The sequence below is a fragment of the Vibrio sp. SCSIO 43155 genome (genome assembly GCF_023716605.1).
In the GTDB taxonomy this organism is placed as follows: Bacteria; Pseudomonadota; Gammaproteobacteria; order Enterobacterales; family Vibrionaceae; genus Vibrio; species Vibrio harveyi.
Genome location: NZ_CP071853.1, coordinates 1,023,401 through 1,044,771, shown reverse-complemented (window position 1 = coordinate 1,044,771; position 21,371 = coordinate 1,023,401). Strand labels below are relative to the sequence as shown.

General features: G+C 44.2%; 16 protein-coding genes. 11 read left to right on the top strand and 5 right to left on the bottom strand.

Going from position 1 to position 21,371, the window contains the following annotated elements; translation table 11 throughout:
* Positions 1-198: 198 nt before the first annotated feature.
* Entirely contained in the window at positions 199-1,629 is a 1,431-nt protein-coding gene (locus J4N44_RS21535) for a methyl-accepting chemotaxis protein (RefSeq protein ID WP_009696704.1), read from the top strand.
* A 536-nt stretch (positions 1,630-2,165) separates the two neighbouring features.
* Here the strand turns inward: J4N44_RS21535 and J4N44_RS21525 are convergent.
* The 3 genes from J4N44_RS21525 to J4N44_RS21515 form a co-directional block, all read right to left on the bottom strand.
* The gene (locus J4N44_RS21525; RefSeq protein ID WP_026000203.1) at positions 2,166-2,834 is read right to left on the bottom strand and encodes an HAD-IA family hydrolase; all 669 of its coding nucleotides are present in this window, start codon (positions 2,832-2,834) and stop codon (positions 2,166-2,168) included.
* Between the two features lie 240 nt (positions 2,835-3,074).
* Positions 3,075-4,829, bottom strand: a complete 1,755-nt coding sequence (locus tag J4N44_RS21520) for an HD domain-containing phosphohydrolase (protein WP_252045769.1) — start codon at positions 4,827-4,829, stop codon at positions 3,075-3,077.
* Between the two features lie 72 nt (positions 4,830-4,901).
* On the bottom strand, positions 4,902-5,411 hold the full coding sequence (locus J4N44_RS21515) for a hypothetical protein (protein ID WP_009696706.1): 510 nt from the start codon (positions 5,409-5,411) through the stop codon (positions 4,902-4,904).
* A 213-nt stretch (positions 5,412-5,624) separates the two neighbouring features.
* Here J4N44_RS21515 and J4N44_RS21510 point away from each other — a divergent pair, with 213 nt between their 5' ends.
* From J4N44_RS21510 to glgC, 4 genes are all read left to right on the top strand, one after another.
* A complete protein-coding gene (locus tag J4N44_RS21510) occupies positions 5,625-6,098 on the top strand; it encodes a CreA family protein (RefSeq protein WP_005451711.1) in 474 nt (157 codons plus the stop codon).
* A 130-nt stretch (positions 6,099-6,228) separates the two neighbouring features.
* Positions 6,229-7,533, top strand: a complete 1,305-nt coding sequence (locus J4N44_RS21505; RefSeq protein WP_009700365.1) for an inosine/guanosine kinase — start codon at positions 6,229-6,231, stop codon at positions 7,531-7,533.
* Between the two features lie 237 nt (positions 7,534-7,770).
* Positions 7,771-9,519, top strand: coding sequence for a formate--tetrahydrofolate ligase (locus J4N44_RS21500; protein ID WP_050937805.1), 1,749 nt, complete (start codon positions 7,771-7,773; stop codon positions 9,517-9,519).
* Between the two features lie 387 nt (positions 9,520-9,906).
* The gene (glgC, locus tag J4N44_RS21495; RefSeq protein WP_005451706.1) at positions 9,907-11,121 is read left to right on the top strand and encodes a glucose-1-phosphate adenylyltransferase; all 1,215 of its coding nucleotides are present in this window, start codon (positions 9,907-9,909) and stop codon (positions 11,119-11,121) included.
* Positions 11,122-11,223: 102 nt separating this feature from the next.
* Here glgC and J4N44_RS21490 read toward each other — a convergent pair whose 3' ends face one another.
* The gene (locus J4N44_RS21490; RefSeq protein ID WP_252045768.1) at positions 11,224-14,388 is read right to left on the bottom strand and encodes a chitinase C-terminal domain-containing protein; all 3,165 of its coding nucleotides are present in this window, start codon (positions 14,386-14,388) and stop codon (positions 11,224-11,226) included.
* 277 nt (positions 14,389-14,665) lie between these two features.
* The gene (locus J4N44_RS21485) at positions 14,666-15,547 is read right to left on the bottom strand and encodes an AraC family transcriptional regulator (RefSeq protein WP_252045767.1); all 882 of its coding nucleotides are present in this window, start codon (positions 15,545-15,547) and stop codon (positions 14,666-14,668) included.
* Between the two features lie 181 nt (positions 15,548-15,728).
* Here J4N44_RS21485 and J4N44_RS21480 point away from each other — a divergent pair, with 181 nt between their 5' ends.
* The 6 genes from J4N44_RS21480 (at position 15,729) to J4N44_RS21455 (ending at position 21,280) form a co-directional block, all read left to right on the top strand.
* The gene (locus J4N44_RS21480) at positions 15,729-16,877 is read left to right on the top strand and encodes an iron-containing alcohol dehydrogenase (protein ID WP_005451698.1); all 1,149 of its coding nucleotides are present in this window, start codon (positions 15,729-15,731) and stop codon (positions 16,875-16,877) included.
* A gap of 266 nt (positions 16,878-17,143) precedes the next feature.
* A complete protein-coding gene (locus tag J4N44_RS21475; RefSeq protein WP_005451697.1) occupies positions 17,144-17,782 on the top strand; it encodes a lysoplasmalogenase in 639 nt (212 codons plus the stop codon).
* A 135-nt stretch (positions 17,783-17,917) separates the two neighbouring features.
* Entirely contained in the window at positions 17,918-18,652 is a 735-nt protein-coding gene (locus J4N44_RS21470; RefSeq protein WP_009696713.1) for an amino acid ABC transporter ATP-binding protein, read from the top strand.
* Between the two features lie 3 nt (positions 18,653-18,655).
* Positions 18,656-19,453, top strand: a complete 798-nt coding sequence (locus J4N44_RS21465) for an amino acid ABC transporter permease (RefSeq protein WP_009703114.1) — start codon at positions 18,656-18,658, stop codon at positions 19,451-19,453.
* A 9-nt stretch (positions 19,454-19,462) separates the two neighbouring features.
* Complete coding sequence (locus J4N44_RS21460; protein ID WP_050921442.1) at positions 19,463-20,281, top strand: transporter substrate-binding domain-containing protein; 819 nt, start codon at positions 19,463-19,465, stop codon at positions 20,279-20,281.
* Positions 20,282-20,359: 78 nt separating this feature from the next.
* Complete coding sequence (locus J4N44_RS21455) at positions 20,360-21,280, top strand: amino acid ABC transporter permease (RefSeq protein ID WP_252045766.1); 921 nt, start codon at positions 20,360-20,362, stop codon at positions 21,278-21,280.
* The last annotated feature ends 91 nt before the right edge of the window (positions 21,281-21,371 follow it).

The window sequence follows — 21,371 nt, the reverse complement described above, 5'->3', positions numbered from 1 at the left end:
CATATGCATGCAATTGTCAGATTTCAATTAGTTTTCTGTCATTAATAGATATGATGTACCGTTATAGGTGGCTTCAGATCTCATATTTTGAAATCGATTAGCCACTTGTTACATATTTTGCTGATAAGCCGCGCATATTTTGTTTCGATATAACTATAAGTTTGTTCAACACCGTTTTCATCTCAAATGGAGCTATAAATGAGAGAAGTTGAGTTTAGAACGATAGACAGATTGTTTATCAAAATGTCTATCAACGACAAAATGTGGGTCATTTTCCTTCTGTTCCTAGTGACTTTAACTTCAGTGGCAGGCAGCCGCTATTTCAATGACATTCAACAATTTGAGCAGCAGTCGATCATTGCTGCGCAAGCTCGGCTTTCGGGTGTGGTCGAATCACAACCAGATAGCCTACGCAGCATCAATGGCGTTGTGAACGTAAGCTCGGTCAACGATGCGAAGTTTGAAAACGGTACGGTGACCGTTTATTCTTCATTAAAATCAGGTCAAGCTATTCAACTCACTGAAAACTTATCTAGCCAATATCAACAAGCGAAGTCAGGGGCTTTAACTACGTTCCTTCTAAGCTTACTTTGGGCTGTACCGTTCGCCCTATTCTCTTATTGGGTAGCAACCTTTATTGGTGGTGCTTTGTGGGTGTTGTACACTACAACTGAAAAGATTGGCGACGGCGATTTAACGTCACGATTAGGTTTTCATCCAGGGCGCGATGAGTTCGGCACTATCGGTTGTGCGCTCGATAAGTCAATGGATACTCTGACCGAGCTAGTAAACAGCGTAAAAGATAACGCAAATACCCTAAGCGAAACATCGGCTTCCTTCGAACAAGATATGAAGCTAAGCGAAACGCAAATCGCACATCAATACCAGACATTAGATTCTGTTGCGACGGCAATGGAAGAAATGACAGCATCAGCCAAAGAAGTATCGAGTGTTTCTCAGCAAGCAACGCTTCAATCAGACCAAGATGCGCAACAGATTGAGAACAGTCGTAACCGCGTACAGAGTGTTATCACCGAAATTGAAACTTTATCGAGCTACATTGAGCAAGCGTCAGCTTCTGTTGGCAGCTTGAACGAAAACACAACGCAAATTAACGACGTTATCACCACCATCAATGCGATCTCTGAGCAAACCAACCTACTCGCACTAAATGCAGCCATTGAAGCGGCTCGCGCTGGCGAACAAGGTCGTGGCTTCGCTGTGGTTGCTGATGAGGTTCGAACACTTGCAAGTCGCACCCAACAGGCAACGGTTGAAATTCAAGCTATGATTGAGAAGCTCCAGGTCGAGAGCCAAAACATTGCTTCTATTACAGATCGTACCGTTCAACAAGCGCAAACTAGTAGCCAACTGATTGATGAAATCGGTGGTGATGTAACAGCGATTGCTGACTCAGCACGTTCACTGATGGATATGAGTATTCAAATCTCAACCTCTGCGGAAGAACAAAGCGCAGTAGCAAACGACATTGCATCTGAACTGTCAGACATTCGTTCTCAATCTAATACGATCAGAGAAGTAGCAGAACAATCAACAAGTGGGGTTGCTGCGTTAACGCAAGCGTCTGTCTCGCTTGGTGAAGTATTGAAACGCTACCGCACAGCATAACCGAAATTAAGACAAAAAAGGGCTCCGAGTAAGGAGCCCTTTTTATTTGTTGTGGATTTTATTGTTATACCCAAGTGACTTCAGAGCGTTGTCATTGATTCGAGAGCAAGGAAAACAACGCAAGGTACTATGTAACCTGGATGCACTTGTAACCTTGATGCACTTGAGTATACAAATTTTGCTAATCAAGCATTATCTGGATATCAAATCACTTTACTTTGAAGTGAATCGAAATAATTCTCTGAACTTGATGAAAGAATGTTCAAAGGTTAGACGTTCCGCTATTCTAGATATTGCCAATAAAATTTGCTGCTGGTGAACAATATGAATAATTACAACAAAACAAAAGACACTGATGATCTTCAGTGTCCCCTATGCCAATGCGATGAATATATGATTTCATCAGATGGCGAGAAATTCACATGTGCTTCTTGTGGATTCCATACAAAAAACTTTTCATCTATCCAATGCTTGCATCAAACCCCGTTATTACAAACTAAATTCAAACACATCCATAGTTTAAGCAATGTTTGTCACTAAACCGAGCAGCCTAAGAGCTGCTCTTTTAGTTCATCAAGGTGTGAAATTTGAATAACGCGCTCATCGTTTACTAGATTAATCGGTGCGCCGTTATAAAGCTGAATGGTTCTTACGCCTGCATTTAAACCAGCTTCCACTCCTTTAGGCGTATCGTCAATGTACAAGCAATCACTAGGGAGAAAGCCCATATTCATTGCGCTGTACATAATGAGATCCGGTTCCGGCTTCCAACTATTCGCATCAAATGCAGAAAATACTTTGCCTTTAAATGCGTCCAATAGCCCTGTCAGCTCTAGTGAATACTCAATCTTGTCTTTAGGACCATTAGAAGCAACACAATATTCAATGTTGTGCGAATCTAAGAACTGAATAAGCCGTTTTGCCCCGTCCATTGGTTGCAAGTGACGCACAAATAGCTTTTGTAACTCTTCTCTATATTGCGGTTCAAGAACATCAATAGAGGCATTTACGCTCATCAACTCTTTCGCATCACGGAGAATGTCTGCCAACTTACCGCCTTTAAAATGCTCGACACACTCATCGAAGCTCATTTCAGCGCCATACTGACTAAACACATTCACCAATGCTTGGCAGCACAAACGTTCACTGTCTACCAAGGTCCCATCACAATCGAATATGACGCATTTAATATTGTTAATAGCCATACGCCAGTCCCCCGCCAACGAATATTACACACTCTGCTGTTCAATTAAGTTTGAACTTATTGACTTATTTATTTGTACTAAATATGTATACCCATGATAGGTAAGTTTAGAAATGTTTAAACGACAGACTTGGCATTTCGTAGAAATGAGAAAGAGCAATTAACATTTTTTTAAGCAAGATCACCGAATGAAGCGCCAAAATTAAGAAAGATGAAACTTCATTTAGCGTGGTAATTAGCATTAAACTTCGTTATCTGGGTACAAATAACGCACTTCTATAAAATCATCCAAATTATTTAACAGAAGCTGAGTCAAGACAGGGTCGAAGTGTTTGCCCTTTTCTTGCCTGAACAGCTCAACGACCTCTTCAGTTGTCCATGCGCGTTTGTAACATCGCTCGGTAAATAGAGCGTCAAAGACATCTGCAATCGCAACAATGCGCGCAAACAAGTGGATATCTTCACCTTTTAAGCCATTTGGATACCCAGTTCCATCCCAACGCTCGTGATGTTCGTGTGCGACGATGGCTGCAAGTTTGGTGATTTCACCTTCACGATTATTGAGTAACTCAAAGCCTTTCGTAGTGTGACGCTTCATGATCTCCCATTCATCTGCATCCAACTTACCTTTTTTATCTAGGATGGATTCAGGTACAGAGATTTTCCCCACATCATGCATTGGACTTATGACTTCAATCATTTCCACTTCGCGATGGCTAAGACCATAAAATTCCGCCAGAGTGGCAGATAGTCTCGCGACGCGCTTTACGTGCTGCCCAGTTTCCCCAGATCGGCATTCAATCGCCTCGCCCAATATGTGAATCATTTCCTTTTGAACACTCAACGTTCGCTTTTGTAGCGTTACGATCTTTCGATTCTTTTGGTCAATGACTTTACGTTGGCGCATGGTCATAAACTGACTGACGATGACCAGAAACAACAGAATAATCAGCGCACAAGCAAACAAGAGCAATTTGATGTTTACTTGAATCGCCGGTGGTGGCGCATTAATGATGTGTGCACTTTCAGGAATATCGTAACGGCTGATTCCGTATTTTTGGATAGCAGTAAAATCGAGAACGGCCTCGGATATCAGCTCATCATCCACTTTGGTCATGGACAACCCCAATTTCCCAGCCATCAACTCAGCAGCCTCGTAGCCGTATTGTTCAGAGCGGTTGACAAAACCACCTAAAATGCCCGGTTCTTCGAGGTACATTTCCCACAGAACAAAAACAGGAGCGGCGCTTTTTGCACCAATAACATGCGCCACTTGTTGATAAGAGTGGTAATGCCCTTGCTCTGCCTCTGTATTAAAATGAGTGAGTAGAACCGCATCATTTGGGCTTATGTTCTCTAGTTGCTTTGATGCGTCATCAAGGGTTTGATCACGTAGCTCGATTAGGTTGATCTGAGGAAACTTTTTCATTTCCGCAACGACACGCTCATGAATAAGCTCAGACGTCATGCTACGATCAGCTAAGTAATAAAGGTTCTTGATTTGAGGACGTAGCTGGTTGATAAGCAGAATATTTTCGGCGACTCGGTCTTGTTCATAAAGCACGCTCCCAGAAGAACTCAACGTATCAAGCGTGGCGTCCGCGTCATTTATTCCAACCGCTACGAGAGGGGTAAAACGTTCATCATTCGCAAGGTATCGCTTTGCAAACTGCAATGCGGCATCGTCAGAAATGATGACACCATCAAATTCATAGTCTTTGTATTTTAACTTAAGGTAATTGGCCATCCGTCTAAAATAGCCATCGGTATGCACTCGCTTTGCATCCAGATATTCAATCGACAGCTTTACTTCGCTGTTCGTTTGTTTGAAGCCCTCTTCTATGCCTTTTTGAATATCACTGGTCCATTGATATGAAGGCTCATAGGAGTGTAACACCAGTACTCGTTCGATTTCCCAATCAGTATTGTCAGCATTGACTGCGGCCGTCCCTAGGCACAACAAAAGACCCAATAAACGCGTCAAACGCTTAAACATGTTTTACCCAGCCGAGAAAAAGAAGATTTTGCACATTCTAAACATCGATTCCCTTTAGGGAACCGATATCGATCAATTTTCAATGACTATTGTTTCACTCAACTTTTGATCGTGGTTCAGCTTTTTTCCTAAATCACAGACAAACTGGCGTTTATCTAAATTTTGAGAAACCACTAAATCAGAAATAAGGGTGTTGCCTTCATATTGACTTACAATCGCGGCACCAACCGGCTCCCCTTCTTTAAATCCGACATACAACTCAAATTCTGGTGTAAGGATGATTTGGGTAAGGAACTCAACAATCATTTCTTGTTCGTGCTTGTCTGCCCAACGCTGCGATTGAAGAATTGAAAACATCACGGTAAGTCGATGAAAATCAACTAAGAATATGTCTTCTACCGATAAGTTTGACTCATTGTCTAAGAGCAACGTATTACTACTCACCTCGTAGGTTTTCTGCTCAAGCATACGATTGTAAATTTCACGACCTTCCAAACTTTCTTTAGTAGGGAATTCAACTTCTACTAAATCATGCAGCCACTCGTTTTTTCTTTTAATGCTTTCTAACTGTTGTTCGTTCATTTTCTTACCTTAAGCGCTGCTAGTTCAATTTTGGACAGCGTAAAAAAGACAGGACTTTGATTAGAAATGTAGTGCTCACCTGCTCTGGAGCGGTACATTAGCATGAAGCCTCTTACAAACCTAGCTAAACTCCTGAGGTAACGCCAAATTTTGTTTTAATCGTGTGCGTCTGATAAATTGAATCAATAAATTAGCCTATTTAAGGGATGAAAAATGAAAAAAAGCTTGCTTGCTTTAGGTTTGGTAACGGTCTTGGCTGGGTGTAGTGATAATGAAGTGGGCGACGTCTCACTAGGCATGTTCACAATGAAAGACATTAAAATTGGTCACCTACAAGATGAAGTCGTAACTGGCGTAACTTGTCATATTGCTTCTATTGAAGCGAACCTAAGTTTGTCTGATCCGAGTGACAGCTCAATCTCTTGTCGTCAAACCGGTGATATCACACCAGAAATGATTGCAAAAATAGACAAGAGCAAGTCAGGGGAAGTGGTATTCAAAAAATCGAAAAGTATCTTCTTTAAAACGATGAAAGTGCGTCGAATCTACGATCCAGAGAACCAAACGTTACTTTACTTGTCATACACCACGAAAGAGACCGAGGGCAGCTTCAAACATAGCTTGTCAACGGTGCCATTATGGGGCACGAAAGCTTACGTCGAACCGACTGTAACTCCTACAAATTAACCCCAAATCGCTGCTAAAAACACCAGCCCGCTGCATTTTTCAGCGGGCGAATTTCTTTGTAATAAAACACAACGATTTTCAAAATTTTGTGATACAATCCCGCCTCTTTTTTTCTCACTCAAGAACAAGCATGAAGTTTCCTGGACAGCGTAAATCTAAACACTACTTCCCAACTCACGCTCGAGATCCATTAGTCAACCAAATTCGACAGGCGCCTAAGCTGTACCGCCCTACGATTGTCGGCGTTGGTCAAACCATCGTAGATATCGAAGCGCGCGTAGACGATGCGTTTTTAGAAAAATACAACCTTAGCAAAGGTCATTCTCTCGTTCTTGAAGAGAGCAAAGCAGACGCACTATATGAAGAGTTAGTAGAGCAAGGTCTGATTACTCATCAATACCCAGGCGACACTATCGGTAACACTCTGCACAACTACTCTGTATTGGCAGACAGCAAATCTGTACTACTTGGTGTTATGTCTAAGAACATTCAAGTCGGTTCTTTCGCATACCGTTACCTGTGCCGCACCTCTTCACGCATGAACCTTAACCACCTGCAAACTGTAGATGGTCCTATTGGTCGCTGCTACACCCTAATTTCTCAAGATGGTGAACGTACTTTCGCAATTAACGAAGGTCACATGAACCAACTAGCTCCTGACAGCATTCCTGAAGAGGTGTTTGAAAAAGCCTCTGCTCTTGTCGTTTCATCTTACCTAATGCGTGGTAAAGAAGATGACCCAATGCCAAAAGCCGTTCAAAAAGCGATCGACTTTGCTAAGAAGCACGACGTCCCTGTTGTACTAACGCTGGGTACAAAATACGTGATCGAAGGCAACGCTGAGTGGTGGCAAGAGTACATTCGAGACAACGTATCTGTTGTTGCAATGAACGAGGAAGAAGGCGCTGCGCTTACTGGAGAAACTGATCCACTTGCTGCCGCAGACAAAGCACTCGAGTGGGTAGACCTTGTTTTGTGTACTGCTGGTCCTGATGGTCTATACATGGCTGGTTACACCGAAGAACAAGTGAAACGCGAAACAACGCACGATATCCTTGAAGGCTCAATTGATGAGTTCAACAAGTTCGAATTTAGCCGTGCTATGCGCAAAGAAGACTGTAAACAGCCGATGAAAGTGTACTCTCATATCGGTCCTTACCTAGGTGGACCACTTGAGATTAAGAATACCAACGGTGCTGGTGATGCAGCGCTATCTGCTCTTCTGCACGACATGGCTGCCAACTCTTTCCACCAGAAAGAAGTTCCTAACTCAGAAAAACACGAAGTACGTTGTCTGACTTACTCTTCGCTATCTCAAATTTGTAAGTACGCTAACCGTGTAAGTTACGAAGTGCTAACCCAACACTCTCCTCGCCTATCCCGTGCTCTACCAGAGCGTGAAGATAGCCTAGAAGAAACCTACTGGGATCGCTAAGAACCAAGCACTTAGAGCGAAAAATATGCGAAGGTCACCGTTTGGTGACCTTTTTGTTTTGATCTAGCGCAGTATTTAGTGTTTTTTGTTATTATGTAGCACGCTAAGGCGCACGAACTGCTTTACACCTCTTATTTTACCAGTATTATTCTCGCGCAAACGTTTGCGCAACAGCAATACAGTCTTTCGATTGCTTGATGTTGAACGCCACGTGTTAGCCATTTTTTTGGAGTATCCATGCAGTCTGATATTGAAATTTGCCGAAACACACCGTTGTCTTCTATCGCTACTGTCGCAGCAAATGCAGGTCTTTTGCCGCACGAATTTGATACACACGGAAAACACAAAGCTAAAGTTCATCCCCAATGTCTTGAACGCCTCAATACAAATCAAGACGGGAAGTTAGTGTTGGTCACTGCGATTACCCCTACTCCTTTGGGTGAAGGTAAGACCGTTACAACAATCGGCTTATCTCAGGGGCTATCTAAAATCAATCAATCGGTCATGGCATGTATTCGTCAACCGTCAATGGGTCCAGTATTTGGCGTTAAAGGTGGGGCAGCTGGCGGCGGTTACTCTCAAGTTGCACCAATGGAGGAGTTGAACCTGCACCTCACTGGTGATATCCACGCGGTTACCGCAGCGCATAACCTTGCGTCCGCCGCGCTTGACGCTCGTCTCTATCACGAGCAACGAGAAGGCTACGCGGCGTTCGAGACACGAACTGGACTAAAAGCACTTAAAATCGATGTTGACCGAATCACGTGGAAACGTGTAATGGACCACAACGATCGTGCACTACGCATGGTGAAGATTGGTCTGAATGAAGAAGGCAAGACCATTAACGGTTTTGAACGTAGTGAAGGTTTTGATATCTCCGCAGCCTCTGAGCTTATGGCTATCCTTGCCCTAGCAAAAGATCTTAAAGACTTACGTCAGCGTATTGGGCGTATTGTCGTGGCATACGATATCGAGGGACAACCGGTTACCACAGAAGACTTACAAGTCGCAGGTGCAATGGCTGTCACTCTCAAAGAGACAATAGCTCCAACATTAATGCAGACCCTAGAAGGTGTGCCAACCCTTATTCATGCAGGTCCATTTGCTAATATCGCTCACGGTAATTCCTCTATCATTGCAGACGAAATTGCTCTTAAACTATCTAGTTACGTTGTCACTGAGGCGGGTTTTGGTTCCGACATGGGGTTCGAAAAAGCTTGTAATATAAAAGCGGCGGCGGCTGGTCGAGCTCCTGATTGTGTTGTGATTGTTGCGACATTACGCGGCCTAAAAGCAAACTCCGGTCACTACGATTTGCGTCCGGGCATGGCTATTCCGGATTCGATTTTCAACCCCGATCAAATGGCATTAGAAGCAGGGTTTGAAAACCTGAAATGGCACATCAATAATGTTCATAAATACGGTATTCCTGCTGTCGTTGCGATCAACCAATTTCCGCAAGATTCTATAGAAGAGTTGTCTGAATTAGAGTCTTTAATAGAACGCTTTAATCCTGAAGTAAAAGTTGCCATCAGCACCGCATTTGCAAAAGGCGGTGACGGTGCCGTTGAGCTTGCTAAGCATGTTGTTGAAGCATGCGAGAATCCATCGGAGTTCACCCCTCTTTACACGAAAGAGCAATCATTGAAAGAAAAGCTGATGGCGGTCTGTGAAGCTGGTTATGGTGCATCAAATATCGAGATGAGCGATCTAGCAAAACAGCAGCTCAAGCACTTTGAAACGCTTGGCTTTGACGGCTTAGCTGTGTGCATTGCTAAAACGCCGTTGTCGCTCAGTACAGATTCAGCAATTAAAGGCGCACCTAGTGGCTTTAACGTTCCGATTCGCGAACTTCGCTTGTGTGCCGGAGCAGGCTTTGTATACGCACTTTCAGGAAACGTCATGACCATGCCAGGGCTACCAGACAAACCTGCATTTATGAACTTAGACCTTGATGATCAAGGTAACATCATCGGTCTGTCATAGCCTCACTGCTGTTTTCTACAATGGACAGGAGCCTTTGAGCTCCTGTTTTAATTTCTGCCCGTCCCCCGTTACCTCATTGTTTTAACGCCGCTTTACATTGTAAATCGGGTTATAGACAACCTTTGGTCACTCCGGTCTCACCAATTTAGTGCACGACATATTTCCCCACTCCCTAATGTAGTGCAAAGTTAACGCTTCATTTATCAAAATGTATTGATTTCATTGATAAAATTCTATGGCTCGAATCTTGTACTAGGGTATATAACAAAACGATTTCTAAAAACTAAAGGACACTCACTGTGCACATCGAATAGCAATCAGCAGTTGGCTAACTCCTCAAGCTTTAGAGCGCTTTCGAGGCACGTAAGATAAGGGAAAGGGAAGATTATGCAAGATGCACTCGCGGTAATTTTAGCCGGTGGTATGGGGTCAAGGTTAAGCCCTCTCACCGATGATAGAGCCAAGCCAGCGGTTCCTTTTGGCGGTAAGTATCGTATCATTGATTTCACGCTAACTAACTGTCTTCATTCAGGTTTACGCAAGATATTGGTTCTCACTCAATACAAATCACATTCACTACAGAAACACTTGCGAGATGGTTGGTCCATCTTTAATCCCGAACTTGGTGAGTACATAACGGCAGTTCCACCTCAAATGCGCAAAGGTGGTGCATGGTACGAAGGTACAGCCGATGCGATCTACCACAATATGTGGCTACTTTCGCGAAACGATGCAAAGTACGTCGTCGTTCTTTCTGGTGACCATATCTACCGCATGGATTACGCAGCGATGCTCGAAGAGCATAAAGAAAACGGTGCGAAGTTAACGGTCGCTTGTATGGATGTTCCTGTTGAAGATGCAACCGCCTTTGGGGTCATGGGCATCAAAGAGAATGGTTTGGTCGAATCTTTCGTCGAAAAACCAGAAAACCCACCTACTCTGCCAGATGATCCAACTCAAAGCTTGGCTTCTATGGGTATCTATATTTTTGATATGGACGTACTACAAGACGCTCTTGAAGAAGATGCGAAACTCGACGATTCCAACCATGACTTTGGCAAAGACATCATCCCAAAGCTCATCGATACTCAATCCGTTTACGCTTATAAATTCTGTGGCAGTAAAGGTCGTGTAGACAAAGATTGCTACTGGCGCGATGTAGGTACAATTGACTCTTTCTATGAAGCCAATATGGACCTTTTAGAACCCGTACCACCAATGAATTTGTATCAGCCTAACTGGGCGATTCGCACTTATGAAGCGCAATTTCCACCAGCAAGAACCGTTTCATCAGCCACAGGTAATGAAGGTATTTTTATAAACTCAATCATCGCCAATGGCGTTATCAATTCGGGAGGGTCTGTTCAGCACTCAGTGATAGCATCAAATGTGCGCATTCATGATAGTGCAACTGTCGTAGATAGCATTATTTTTGATGATGTCGAAGTTGGAGAAGGCTGTCAGTTGGTGAGTTGTATTATCGACAAGCACGTTCGAATTCCCCCTCATACTCAAATTGGAATAAACAAAATTGAAGACGCAAAGCGATTCCATGTTTCTGAAAAAGGCATCGTAGTTATTCCGGAAGGTTACCAGTTCTAGCTTTTTTGCTCTCATGTAATCATCAATAGAGAAAAACCAAGCTCACCAAATAAAAAAGCGCGCGATGTAAATCGCGCGCTTTTGTCATCCACTCAATTTGGATTAGATATTACATACTGTTGTCCAGCTACCATCACTACCCGGCTCTGATGCAGTCCACCAGTTTGCTTGGTATACCACACCATTGTGAATCACTTTGTCACCTTGGTTAGCATGGCTTGGGTTACCTTGCCAATCAGTTTGTGGCAGGTCTGGGTAAGTAACTAACCCTGCAGTGTCACAAGTACCAGGCTCAGTACCGCCACCACCACCGGTGCCAGAGTTTAAGTCACCAATTGGTAGATCTGGTTGCTCAAACTTAAACGCAAACTCTTTACCGCCAGAAATTACGGTGTAATTAGCAGGCCCAGAGATTGGTAGGTAGTAAACCATATCGAGCTCGTAAGTACCGCCTGCTGGTAAATCTTTCCATGCAGGTAGAGAGAAAGATACGCGATGCATAACACCATCTAGACCACCGATGTTGTTTGCACGAGTGTGACCAGAAGCAATCACACTTAGACCACCACCAGATTGATCTTTCGCGTTATCCGGTGCTGATACAGGAATATCAAACTGGAATTCTGTACCACCAGGAATCGCTTGACCAGTGTTGTTCGTAAACGTGATCTTAGGATTGATTGGGTAGTTTTGGTCACCAACTTTAAAGCCACCAACGCTAACAGCGATGTCTACTGCTTCTGTTGGAATCGGACCTGTCGCGATCTTGTTTCCGTAAGGCGTTGCAGACTTAAACTTATCGTAAATCGCCTTGGTCATCGTGTTACCCATGTGGTACTCACCATTACCAGCAGCACACGCTTGTTCAGTTGCATCTATCGTTGTACGGTTGCCGTTCGCATCTAGTACGTAACAGTTGTAGTCACCCGCAAGCTCCCAGAACATGATACCGCCGATCTCTTTATCGATAACGTAGTCCGCTTTCACTTCAACAGACGCTTTATCTTCTGTTGAAAGGAATACGCTCTTCTCTGCGTTCCATAGCCATGGAGCTACCGCAACATCATCATAGTTACGCGTGTAGGTACCAACCAATTGGTCTGAAGGGTCGTTAACTGGATCTAGACCATACGCTTGGGCATAGGAACCCCAAATGCCTTTCTCTAGGTTCTTCGCGTGCCACATTGGGTTAGAACCTGCGCCCATTTCGTTGCCTTTAGGGTCAGTATCGTGCCACATGTTATCGATACCTAGAGCACCGTGACCACAGTTGTTCTTCTCACCTTCACCTGTACCAGGCGCACATTCAGACTGGTTTGGTAATGCTGCACGACCCCAAAGGCCGTTTTCACCACCTGTCACACCTTGCCAACCACGAGTATAGTAAGGAACACCAATGTTAATACGACCAGCCGGCATTGAACCGCGGAAATAATGGTATGCCCAATCCGTGTTCAAGTAGCCGATACCACCGTAAGCCGCAGTGCCATATACATTCCACTGTGCTAGCTCAGAGTCTTTACCTGTATCGAACAGTGCCGCGTTATGACCAACGTGGTCGTTCCAAGCACCGTGTAAGTCGTAAGACATGATGTTTACGTAATCTAGGTACTTAGTAACGTCGAAGGTTTCCATACCACGTAGCAAGTAACCTGAAGAAGGCGCTGCAATCGTTAGCATGTAGTGATGACCATCTTGTGCTGATGCTGCATCCAACTTCTCACGAAGCACTTTCATAAGTTCTTGGTAAGACGCCCACAAGTATGGACGACGTGGTTCCATGAAGTCTTTATCGTAAGGATTACCCGCTCCTGCCATAGAAGTTGGGTACTCGTAGTCAATGTCTAGACCGTCGAACTTGTATGTACGCATCATTTCAACAGCAGATGTCGCAAACTTCTCGATACCCGCATGGTTGATTGAACCGTCTGCGTTAGTCGTCATCGTGTAGAAGCCACCGTCAGCAACACGGTTACCGTCTGCACCGAAGTGACCACCCGTTTCAGCCCAACCACCAATAGAAATCAAAGTCTTAACATCATGTTTCTGTTTGTAAGTCGCTAATGCACCAAAATGACCTTTAAAGCCTAGCGCTGGATCTACTTCAACACCCGGCCACGTTTTGCCCGTCGCAGGGTTATTTGGATCATTCACATCCCCAACATTAACTTTACCGTCAGAGCCGATGCTTACGAACGCGTAGTTGATGTGAGTTAGTTGATCCCAAGGGATGTCTTTAACTAGATATGCTGCTTGTGGGTCATCACCACTACGCCAGCTAGTAAAGTAACCTATGACACGACGTGGGTGATCGGCACCCATTTTTTCACGACCTTCTTCGTCGTAAATAGTACAGTAAGGAACATCTAGACCCGCTGTTTGGTACAGACCGTCAGGACGACAGTTCGACGTCACTGCGCCGCCATTGACGGTCAATGAAACAAGTGAAGAATCTGTTGTTGCGCCAGCATCGTCCGTTGCTTTCGCGTAAACAGATACGCTACCCGCTTGTGCAGGCGTAAAGTCAACGGCATAAGGTGCAACTGTTGCGGTGCCGATCAACGCCCCCGCAGCGAAGAACTCAACTTTAGCGACTGTGCCATCTGCATCAGCAGCATTCGCAGTTACCGTGACTGAGCCACCAAGTTCGATAGAAGTTGCAGATAGAGCAACATCAACGGTTGGCGCTTCGTTGCCTGGCTGACCTGCATTTACATCAAGAGTGACAGCACTAACCGCACTCACTGCATTTTTGTCATCATACGCTTTGGTAGAGAACTCGTGAGCACCTTCAGTTGCCGTCCATGAAGCCGTGAAAGGCGCAGCTGTTGCAGTGCCAACCAGCGCACCATCAACAAAGAACTCAACTTTACTAATTGTGCCGTCAGTATCTACGGCATCCGCAGCTAAGTTAACCACGTCACCGGCGGTGATCGAAGCCGACGCAGAAGGTGATGTTAACGTAACCGTCGGTACTTCATTCACAGGTGGATCGACAGGTCCCGTATCACCACATGCGCCTAGGCTTTCCCATTCACCCCACTGACCTGATTGCGCAGGGTTGTTGTTTTGGGTCCAATAACGCGCTTTGTAAGCGTTGTTTTCGTGTTGAACTTGGTCACCGCCATTGTAAACCTTTGACGAATCCCAAACTTCTAGAGGGGCACAATCAACCGCCGCATAGGTGTTGAAAGCCATTAGACAAGATGCAGTTAACGTACTGAGTGTAAATACACTCTTCACTGCTTTCCCGTTTCTAAGGTGCATATTGCTCTTCCTTAAGTTATTGTTAATACAATACAAAATACGCTTAACTACCGCGCACTATTACTTTTGTTTCGACGTAAAATAACTTAAGTACAACTACAGAGTTTCACACTATATATTTATAAATTTTCAGCAACACCTCTCAAGAATCCACTAAAACGTTGCAACAAAAGACATCTTATTTTGCACCAATAACTAATTTTATTACTCAAATAAATATGTCGATCGCAATTTATTAAAAAAGACGAAAAAAGTCGTAATTTTGAAATAAAGATCACTAAGCCTTTGTTGATCTTGGAGTTTCGTTAAAGTGGCGCTTGTACTCTCGACTGAACTGTGATGGGCTACTGTAACCAACTAAACGTGCTGCATCGTTTACCCGTCTTCCTTCTAACTGAATTAATTCGCGTGCTTTATTTAAGCGAACCTTTTTGATGTATTGCAGAGGTGATTCAAGCGTTACGCTTCGAAAGGCTTGATGAAACGCTGAAACACTCATGTTCGCTTCTTCAGCTAGCGTCTGAACATTTAGTTGTTCATGGTACTCTTGATGAACGCGGTTAAGCGCTTTCGCCACGCGCGCATATGACCCTTCTTGATGTGCTAATTCGAACAAAACATGCCCTGACTCACTCACTAATGTTCGATAGACAATCTCTTCCAGTAACATGTCGCCAAGCATTGCAACTTCAAGATCATCGCACAAAGCCGTCATCAAACGTTTACACGCATCCAGCATCTGCTCATTCATTCGAACTGACTTCAAACCACAACGGGTCTCGTCTTCACATACATTACTATAGCGTTGCGATTCCAGTTTCTTTACTAGCTTTTGCAGCATCGCAGGCGAGATATCAATTGACATCCCGAGCAACGGCTCATTATCGACGGCAATGGCTTCACATTCTAAAGGCATAGGAACTCCAACCACCAAATAGTCATCTGGTCCGTAGCGAACTGGCGTCTGACCGATATGGATGTTCTTGTGTCCCTGCCCGAGAACAATGATTCCAGATTGATAAACAAAAGGTTGGCGGTTGTTGCCTTTGCTACTGCGATAAAACCACACGCCGTCAATAGCGGTTTCTTTAATGCCTTCTAATTTGTCCAAATCAAATTTAGTGGCGTACTGTTGCATGATCTGAGCAAGTGTCTTCATTGTGTCACTCCAATAACTTTCCACGCACTATACTTGGAGTTCTGATTACAGTTCCAGCACAACGAACGCACATTTGTAGAAATAGGCAAAAAAATTACAGAAATCGACCTACTAAGGCACCTCAACGCATACTAATATGCATGTATTCACTCTCCTCACAATGGAAGCAAGAGGTCTAATAATGAACTTTTCATACGTCAACCCAACTCAAATCTTCTTCGGACAAGGTCAAATCGCCGCAATTACAAACGCGATCCCTACCGGTCAAAAAGTACTTGTCATTTATGGTGGCGGTTCAATTAAGAAGAACGGTGTTTACGACCAAGTCGCGCAAGCTCTAGAAGGCCGCGAGTGGCTTGAGTTCTCAGGTGTAGAGCCAAATCCAACCAAAGAAACGCTAGATAAAGCCGTTGCAATCGTAAAAGAACAAAACGTTGATTTTATCCTTGCCGTAGGTGGTGGTTCGGTTATTGATGGTTCTAAGTACGTTGCAGCATCGGCAAAATACGACGGTGATGGCTGGGACATCATGGTTGGCAAACATCAAGTGACAGAAGCGACACCACTAGCCGCGATTTTGACACTTCCAGCTACCGGCTCAGAATCAAACATGGGCGCAGTTATCACCAAAAAGGAAACTCAAGATAAATTGGCGTTTCTTGCTCCTGCCGTGCAGCCTAAATTTGCGGTCCTTGATCCTGATGTAATGAAAACACTCCCAGAGCGTCAGTTGATCAACGGTGTCGTAGATGCATGGGTACACGTTTGTGAGCAGTACCTAACACTGCCTACTGGTGCAATGGTTCAAGACGGCTATGCAGAAGCACTACTGAAAAACCTAAAAGTTCTGGGCGAACAGTTTGAAGAACGTGACAACGACCAATGGCGCGCAAACCTGATGTGGACAGCAAACCAAGCACTCAACGGTCTAATTGGTAGTGGTGTTCCACAAGACTGGGCAACGCATATGATCGGTCACGAACTTACAGCATTGTGGCATGTTGACCACGCTCGTTCACTTGCAATCATTCAACCATCCCTACTTCGCAACCAAATGCAATTTAAGCGTCCTAAGCTTGAGCAAATGGGTCGCAACGTATTTGGTTTGTCTGATGGTGATGATTTGGCAGAGCGCACGATCCAAGCGATCGAAGCTTTCTACCACCAACTAGGTGTAGCAACACAATTAGAAGGTTACGGTGATGACCGCGAAGCAGCAATTGACTCAGTGATCGCACAACTGAGCAAACATGGCATGACTGTTCTTGGTGAAAACCAAGCAATCGATCTTGAAAGCAGCCGCCAGATTCTTGACCTAGCAGTCGCTTAACGACTCAATCTATCAAAATACTGCCTTTTTTAACGGTATTGTGTCCTCGTAGACACAATACCGTTTTTTTATGTTAATTTAGCCGAACACTGACAATGCAATAAATATTGAACTTTTCTGCTAGAAAAATAACAAATAGGCGATAGTTCGATGTGTTTATGTAAGCCAATGACTAAAAACAAACCAAGTGCTTACTATTCGAAGTGTCCTTTTTAGCTTGCTCATCAAACATTGAGCGTAATGTCGTCTATTCAAGAGTTAATCGTATGTGGCTGATTGTCATTGCTTGTGCGCTCATACATATCATCAGCATTAAGACTGGTCCAAAGTGGCTGTTCTTTCTGACCAAACCACTGCCACTCATCGCTATGATTGGCATGTTACTCATGTCTCCAGCCAGTCACCTTCCCTACACAAAGTGGGTAATCTCCGGACTTTCGTTGTCTCTGATCGGTGATTTAATCATGATGCACCCAAAAGATAAGTTTGTTTTTGGGATCAAACTGTTTTGTCTCGCACAGATCAGTTACGCCTTGGGCTTCATTAATATGGCAGCCTGGCACTTCACCCCTTGGCTCCCATTTGCTGTATTCGGCGCTGGACTTTGCGCTTACTCATTCTTTAAGCCCGACTTGGGTAAAGAAAAATGGTCCGTTGCTAGCTACATCTTTGTTTTGATGACGATGCTATGGATGGCGATGGAGTATTACGCAAGTGGTAAAACACAATCGTCAGCTTTCGCGGTGCTTGGCAGTTTCATCTTCACTATGTCTGGCGTTGTGCTTGCCTTTGAGCGCTTTGGCAGCACTTCGATATTTTCACGTCAAGTCGTCATGACAACCTACTATTCAGCTCAGTTTCTGATCACCATGTCTGTCTTCGCGATAGTGATCCGTTTTCTTTAAAATTGACTACATTATCAGGTAGTTTTGTAATGAGTTATTTGCTCACCAGTTGGACAGTTTAACCCTTATAAACAGGTGCAATACGGTTAATAACTTGTTATTGTAGAAAGAAATTTATTCTAAAAGTTGGCAGCCTTGAAAGAGAAAAATATCGTTGTTGAATTCAGCGGCGTAAACAAGTGGTATGGAGAATACCACGCACTTAGAGATATTAATTTTTCAGTACATACCGGTGAAATCGTTGTTGTTTGTGGTCCCTCCGGTTCAGGTAAATCCACTCTTATTCGTTGTATCAATCACTTAGAATCTATCCAAGAAGGTGAACTCAACGTCTTTGAGCAACCAGCTAACGCCAAAACCCATAAGCCGGGTAAAGTCGGCATGGTGTTTCAACACTTCCATCTATTCCCGCATCTGACCGTTTTAGAAAACCTTACTCTCGCGCCAATTCGTACATTAAAACTGTCGAAGCAAGAAGCAGAAGAGCGAGCGATGCACTACCTCAAGCGCGTCAACATTGAAGAGCAAGCAAACAAATATCCGATTCAACTATCAGGCGGTCAGCAGCAACGTGTTGCCATTGCCCGTTCGCTTTGTATGGAGCCGGACCTTCTCTTATTTGACGAACCAACATCAGCACTTGATCCAGAGATGATCAACGAAGTATTAGATGTCATGGTAGAACTGGCGCAGAGCGGCATGACCATGATTTGTGTGACGCATGAAATGGGCTTTGCAAAGAAAGTAGCGAATCGTGTTGTGTTTATGGACGAAGGTGAAATCATCGAGATGAACTCCCCCGTTGCACTATTTGAAACACCACAACACCCACGTACGCAAGCATTCTTAAATCAAATCCTGAGCTACTAGCCTATGGTTGTTCGAATCCTTAAACCGGTCTTACAAGCCATATTACAAATCGCGATTCTTTTGATTGCGATTATTTGGGTGCTCGATTCAGGAGCTCAAGCCATGGGCTACCAATGGCAATGGGAGCGCGTGCCAGACTACATTGCCTTCTACGAAGATGGTGAATGGTGGCCAGCAGAATTGGTCGATGGTCTCATCGTTACCTTAAAAATCTCTGCCATTAGTCTATTCTTCACTTTGGTCATTGGTTTAATCACCGCTTTATTGCGTTTGAGCAATTCCAAAGTAGGCAACGCGATTGGCACAGCTTATGTGGAACTGATTCGTAATACGCCGCTGTTGGTACAAATTTACCTGCTCTACTTTGTGTTTGGACCAGTCATTGGTTTAGATCGATTCAGCACTGCGGTGTTGGCGTTGTCGCTTTTCCAAGGTGCATATACGGCAGAGATCTTCCGAGCAGGCTTGAACAGCATTCCAAAAGGTCAATTTGAAGCAGCGAAGACCTTAGGTTTATCGCCTTTCTTTGCATACAAAGACGTGATCCTACCGCAGGTGCTTCAGCGCACCCTGCCGCCATTGACGAACGAAGTCGTGTCATTGATTAAAAACTCTTCGATTGTGAGTGTTATGGCAATATTCGACTTAACGACCGAGGCAAGAAACATCGTATCGGAAACGGCGATGCCATTTGAAATTTGGTTTACTGTGGCAGCAATCTACCTTGCTCTCACATTATCACTTTCTGGCTTATCCGCTTGGCTAGAACACAAACTAGGAGCCAGTTGGCGCAAATTATAAGGAGATAACATGAAGTTATTCAAAGCGACCATTACTGCATTATTGGGGCTTGCGATTGCTCTACCTTCGTTAGCCAATGAGCAAGCAGCAACACCAAACGTAGATCAAATCAAGGAACGAGGCACACTTCGCGTTGGTATGTCGACATTCGTACCTTGGGCAATGCGAAATAAACAAGGCGAACTGATTGGCTTTGAAATTGATGTCGCTAAACGCCTAGCCGCAGATTCTGGTCTGAAGGTTGAGTTCGTACCAACAGCATGGGACGGTATCATCCCTGCTCTACTAGCCAAGAAATTTGACGTTATCATTGGCGGTATGTCGATTACTCCAGAACGTTCTAAGAGCGTACTGTTCACTGAACCTTACTCACACTCGGGTGTTCAAGTTGCAGCGAACAAAGAACTGGCAGCTGGCTTTAGCGAGTTTTCTGACTTTGATTCTCGCCGAGTGAAAATTGCAGCTCGTCGTGGTGCTTTTACCGTTCAAGTAGCGCGTGAAACATTCCCGAAAGCAAAAATCCTTCAATTTGATGATGACGCACAAGCATTCCAAGAAGTTCTAAACGGCAATGCACATGCGGTGATTGCATCGAGCCCTAAACCTGAGCATGAAGCGATCAAACACGCGGATAAGTTGTTCATTCCATTTACTGAGCGTCTATCCAAAGGTAACGAAGCCTTTGCCGTTCGCTTAGGTGAAGAAGACAAAAAAGACTTCTTTAACAAATGGATTGAAGCACGTACCCAAGACGGTTGGTTAGATGAGCGCTACGAATACTGGTTCTCAACACTGGATTGGCAAGACCAAGTGGCACACGGTCAATAAACGTAAAAACTAATACATCAAATACACAGACCGACTCGAATGAAGGGTCGGTCCTCTCTTTACTATCGGAGTCAAACCTTGAGCGGACAAACCACCACTCGTGTTGCACCAACCAAAACAAAGTCAGGCTTTTTCTTAAACCGTTTTAACCTACTTGATTGGGTGTTGCTTGCCATCTGCGCGTTAGTTGGGGGTTGGCTTTACCACCGCTCCACCGTAGGGGTGAACTACATCTGGCATTGGAAAGAAGCCATTGATTTGTTGTTTACTCCGCGTGCTGATGGTGGGCTGCCATATTTTTTTCAAGGCTTGATTTCAACGTTACGCTTGAGTATATGGGGCATTAGCTTCGCACTTATATTAGGCACCCTACTTGGCTTAGCCCGCTTCTCTGAATCGGCTTGGTTTCGCACACCTGCCAACGCGTTTATTCAGTTAGTAAGAAATATTCCACCATTGGTATTCGTCTTTATTTTCTACTTTTTTATTTCAAACCAATTAATCCCGTTACTTGGGTTAGAAGATCTACTTCGCAACTATCGCGGCGAACCCAATGCACTGCAAAGCTTCTTCTTTGGTCCGGCGAATTTGTGGGAGAACCTAGCGTCAGGAGTTCTCTGCGTAGGCTTGCTCTCTTCCGCTTACATTGCTGAGGTGGTTCGTGCTGGTTTACAAAGTGTCGATAAAGGACAGTGGGAAGCCGCAGATTCTCTCGGTTTATCTCGTTGGGTCAAATATCGCTTTATCATTGCCCCACAAGTGCTCAAAGCTATTACGCCAGCATTGGCAGGTCAAACCATCTCCTTAGTCAAAGACACATCTATCGTCTCACTGATTTCGATTCAAGAAATGACCTTCGTTGGTACCGAGATGGCAAACTCTTCCGGTTACATTTTTGAAATTTGGCTAATTGTGGGCTTGGTTTACTTTCTGATTTGTTTCGGTCTATCAATGTTTTTTAGATACATCGAGAAAAAATCGGAATCTATTTCAAATTAACTCAAAGGGCTTCAAAATTAAGACAGCCTAGCGCTTCAAATCCGAATTCCATCCTGTTACATTCGCTCTCATGCTATTTTTTTGGCGTTTT